Origin of the sequence: Nodosilinea sp. LEGE 07298 (genome assembly GCF_015207265.1) — a bacterium.
Classification (GTDB): Bacteria; Cyanobacteriota; Cyanobacteriia; order Phormidesmidales; family Phormidesmidaceae; genus Nodosilinea.
Genome location: NZ_JADEXE010000389.1, coordinates 1 through 5,189 on the forward strand (window position 1 = coordinate 1; position 5,189 = coordinate 5,189).

Sequence of the window (5,189 nt, forward strand, 5' to 3'; positions counted from 1 at the left end):
CGTGCAGTCGTTCTTCGAAAGGCGACCACTGCTACAGCGCTCATGAACGGGGGTGCTGACCTTCTCTCAGACCCTGCAATCCGCCAATCTAGCTGTCGCGTCACCTCTATGTACTTGACATTTGATAATCTTCCCATCGCCCACTAAATCGAGGCTAAGACTTGCCTCAGCTAGCAGAACCTCAGCAGGCGTCAACGATTTGGTCGAGAGAAGGGTCCCCTGCGCATTGAGGGACGAGGCGAGGAATTGTTGCGTCTCCGCGTTGCGCCAGTAAAGCGTAAAGCCTGCACCGTCAGCCGCATGGTCCACAGCCAGCGCTTGCCAGCCGACTGGTCGAGTCGCCACCTCGCCGTTGTTGACCACAGGCGAGGTGGGGAAGTCAGATGGACCGACTATCGGAGAAAGATGTGGAGTCATCCCTTCGATGCTGCGGTTCACTGGCAAGAGCGTGCCATCGCCAGTTTGGATGGCGTAGCCAAGTAGCGTTGACCCAAGGGTAAGGTTGTCAACGGTTTGAATGGGGGAGAATGCCAGGCCAATCTCACTATCCCCGGTTAAATCCACATTGAGGTTGGTCTCTGCAAAGAGCGCCAGAGCAGAGAGCAACGGTGCAGATGCTACGAACGCGCATTGGGCATTAAGCGACCAAGTCGCCAGCTGTTGCGTTGCCGTGTTGCGCCAGTAAAGCGTAAAGCCCTGACTGTCAGCCTGATCCACTGCCAGCGCCTGCCAGCCATCTACTGGAGTTGCTACCTCGCCATTGATGGTCACTGGCAACAGCGCGCCATCGCCAAGTTGGATAGCGTAGCCCAACTGCGTTGAACCCAGGGTAAGGTCGCCCACTGCTTGAATTGGGGTGAACGTGAGGCCAATCTGACTATCCCCGGTTAAATCCACATTGAGGTTGGTCTCAGCAAAGAGGGCTTGGGCTGGCGTCAACAGGGCAGATGATGTGAATGCGCCTTGTGCATTGAGCGACCAGGTCGCCGTCTGTTGCGTCGCCCCATTGCGCCAGTAAAGCGTGAAGCCGACTCCGCCAGCCCCCTGATCCACCGCCAGTGCCTGCCAGCCATCGACTGGAGTCGCTCCCGCGCCATTGATGGTCACCGGCAAGAGCGGACCATCTCCCGCTTGAATGGCATAGCCCAGCTGCGTTGAACCTAGGGTGAGGTCGCCCACCGCCTGGATGGGGGTGAACGCCAGGCCAATCTCACCATCTCCGGTTAAGTCCACATTGAGGTTGGTCTCAGCAAAGAGGGCTTGGGCAGGCGTCAACAGGGCAGATGATGTGAATGCGCCTTGTGCATTGAGCGACCAAGTCGCCGTCTGTTGCGTTGCTGCGTTGCGCCAGTAAAGCGTGAAGCCGACTCCGCCAGCCCCCGGTTCCACCGCCAGCGCTTGCCAGCCATCCACGGGAGTCGCTCCCGCGCCATTGATGGTCACCGGCAAGAGCACGCCATCTCCCCCTTGAATGGCATAGCCCAGCTGCATTGAGCCCAGGGTGAGGTCACCAACCGCTTGAATTGGGGTGAACGTCAGGCCAATCTGACTATCCCCGGTTAAGTCCACATTGAGGTTGGTCTCTGCAAAGAGGGCTTGGGCGGGTGTCAATAGCGCCGACAACACCAATGCGCCCTGGGCGTCAAGCGACCAAGTCGCCGTCTGTTGCGTCACTGTATTGCGCCAGTAGAGCGTAAAGCCGCCACCCACAGCCGCCTGATCTACCGCCAGCGCTTGCCAGCCATCTATTGGAGCCGCCATCTCGCCGTTGTTGGTCACGGGTAGGAGCGTGCCATCGCCAAACTGGATAGCGTAGCCGAGCTGTGTTGACCCTAAGGTGAGGTCACCAACGGTTTGGATGGGGATAAAGGCCAGGCCAATTTGACCATCCCCGGTTAAATCCACATTCAGGTTGGTCTCTGCAAAGAGCCCCTGAGCAGGTGTCATCAGGGCTGACGATGTGAATGCTCCTTGGGCATTGAGCGACCAAGTCGCCGTCTGTTGCGTCACCCCATTGCGCCAGTAAAGTGTAAAGCCGACTCCGTTAGCCCCCTGGTTCACAGCCAGCGCTTGCCAGCCATCCACTGGAGTCGCCACTGCGCCGTTGTTGGTCACCGGCAAGAGCGTGCCATCACTAAACTGGATCGCGTAGCCCAGCTGCGTTGCCCCTAGGGTGAGGTCGCCTATCGTTTGGATGGGGGTGAATAGCTCTGATGGGTCTGAGGTATCGCTAGGATCGTCGCTATAAGTCACTTTTGTGAAGCCATCTAGCGAAGAGACGACAAACTGATCAACGTCATAGCTTCCTTCCAGAATAACTTTGCCCGCTATCTGACCATCATCATTGGCAAGGTTTACTACCGATAGAGTTGTTAATCCAGAGTCAAAAGATATATTGAGCTGACTGGGTGAAAATGGGATGTCTTTGAATAGAAGAACATCATTCGGATCAAAGCCAATAATTTTGTCGCCATCAAGCTGCTCTATGGTACCTTTAACAATATTTGCACCACCAGCCGTTAAATCAAAAATATCTGCTGCACTGCTGCCCCTGAAAATGTTGTTGTCACTGTTGCCTGTAAATCGGGTGGCGGTGTTGATGGCAGCAGGGCCTACGATGTCATCTTGGGATACAGATACATCTAGCCTAAATTCAGTACTGACCGATCGCTTTGCTTGATCGGTTACGGTTACGTTAAGAGTTAGATTATCTAGGTCTATAGGGCTAGGTGTGCCGACCAGAAAGCCATTGAGGCTGTCAAAGGTTAACCAACCTGGCAGAGGGCTACCATCGGCCAAGGAAACCTCGTATCTGAGCTGGTCACCGGCTTGAAGATCAGCATCGGCAAACGTATCTTTTGGAATCGAAAAGAAGAAGTTCTGATTAACAAACGTCGTTTGGGAAGAAATTTGATTTTGTAAGGTCGGGGCCTGGTTAGGCTTAATGTTGACAAGAATGCTATTGCCTAAAACAAGATTAATGTTTTGAGGGTTGCTAAGCTGAACTTCAAACATCTTGGCTTCATCTATTGAACCGACGTTTAGAAGTTGAATTGGAATCTTTTTCTCAGTTTCCCCTGGAGCAAAGACTAGGGTGCCACTGACGGCAGCATAATCTTGATTGGTTATGGCTGTTCCATCGACTGACTGATAGCTGATCGCAACCTCTGTATCACTGGGTTGAGCCAGACTGACGGTTACAGATGTGTTGAAGATGTTGCTAACTGTACTTGAGATAAAGTTGACTGTGGAGTTAACAGCATTGTTGAGGGTGCCGGTAAGGGCATCCCATTGATTGGCTGTAAAGCCTACCGTTGATTGCCATGTACTAGCTGTCCAGGTTTGGGCATTTCTCCAAGCATCGGCGGTCATGTTGGATGCGGCTTCCCAGGCATCAATGCCCCAGTTTTGTATGCTCTCTAGAGCTGCCGCCCCACCATTGCCAATGGAGACTACGGCTTCTTGAGCTGCCTCTAAAGCAGCAACACCTAAATTGCCAATTTCAACCGAGAGATTTGCCAAGCCTCGAAAGACATCTAGATTCAGGTTGGCATTCCCCCTTGTCTTCATTGCGTCAGCAAGTGGAGGCCCAAATCCTGGGATCATCCCAACTAAAATTTGAAGGCTGGCGTATTGAAGACTACTTGATCCATAGCCATAGTAGTTGAATGAATTTGAACTCAACTGTTGAGAGGTTAGATCACGAAAACTTCCATTTGGTTTTGAGGAACCATTTTCGGGTAAATCTTGAACAAGAATAGGATCTAAGTGAGGAGAGAGTGGGTTATAAGCCCAATTATCAGACCTGGAAAATTTCTTGACATTACCATCAAGAAATTTTCTTCCAAACAAACTGATTACGTCCCCAGTGGCTATGTAATGAGTTATATCATTAACCAACCCAGATTCAAGGGTGTCAGCCCCGAAGAACTGTCCATTGTGTTGAACGGTTCCGTTAATACCAGGCGAATTGAATGTGACGACACCTGATAGGGGTTTTGCACGAAAATCAGTATAGTAAGAACCAAACCACTGAGCCAACGCACCTCCAAGGCTATGCCCTGTAATGTAGGCAGGGCTATAACCGCGATCGCCTAAGGAATTGAGCCATTGATCTATAGCGATGCGATAAGCATCAAATTGTGGAAACCCAACCCCTCTTGGATCAATATTGTCAATCCAGTCAACGGCATCCGTCGGGCCGCCAGTCCCTCTTAAGGCGAGAATTGGTGGTGCTCCGTCATCATCTGAGATTAACCCAATTGCATATAAGCCAAGCCCCTCATTATGACCCCAAACACCATTATTGATACCTGCTTGAGAATCTAAGCGGTATTGATATCCATTGATGTTGTAATCAGATTCATTCAATGTATTTTCAAGGCTTTCACTGTTGTTTACCCAGTCTTTGTAAACTAGGTCTTTGGCTAGGACTTCGAGAAAGGCGTGGTCAAGGCTGACGGTTGATGGTGGGCTGACTGGCACCAGAGCGCCATCGCCTGGTTCGGAGTTGCCGGAGCCGCTGCCTCCAGCGGGGGTGAAGTTGTATTTGAGAAAGGGGCTGGCGAGGGTAACTACACCCGAGCTGAGCTGGTCGGTCACGGCGCTGCTGTCGCCGCCCCACGCTGACCTCCCCCAAGTGACGACCGAGCCGTCCTCTTTCAACGCTGCAAAGGCCCTGCCAGTCGCAAAGATTTGGCTCACTCCCGAGCTGAGCTGGTCGGCCACGGCGCTGCTGTCGCCGCCACTTTCTGACCTCCCCCAAGTGACGACAGAGCCGTCCTCTTTCAGCGCCGCAAATGCACTCTGAACTGAAAAAATTTGGCTCACCCCCGAGCTGAGCTGGTCGGCTACGGCGCTGCTGTCTCCGCCCCAAAACGGGTCCCCCCAAGTGATGACAGAGCCGTTCTCTTTCAACGCCGCAAATGCCCCTGAAGCCCCCCCTATAGTCGAAAAAATTTGAGTTACGCCCGAGCTGAGCTGGTCGGCTATGGTGCTGCTGTCGCCGCCCCGATCTGACCTCCCCCAAGTGACGACAGAGCCGTCCTCTTTCAGCGCCGCAAAGGCATCCTGAGCCGAAAAAATTTGGCTCACCCCCGAGCTGAGCTGGTCGGCCACACTGGCGTAAACCCAGTTGCTGTCAACCCAGCTTAGGATACTACTGTCTCCGCCCGATTCTGACCTCCCCC

1 protein-coding gene is annotated in these 5,189 nt (G+C 53.0%); it reads right to left on the reverse strand.

What is annotated here, in order from left to right:
• Positions 1–66: 66 nt before the first annotated feature.
• Positions 67–5,118: a Calx-beta domain-containing protein gene (locus IQ273_RS30015; RefSeq protein ID WP_194026763.1), complete on the reverse strand. Its 5,052-nt coding sequence runs from the start codon at positions 5,116–5,118 to the stop codon at positions 67–69.
• Between the last annotated feature and the right edge of the window lie 71 nt (positions 5,119–5,189).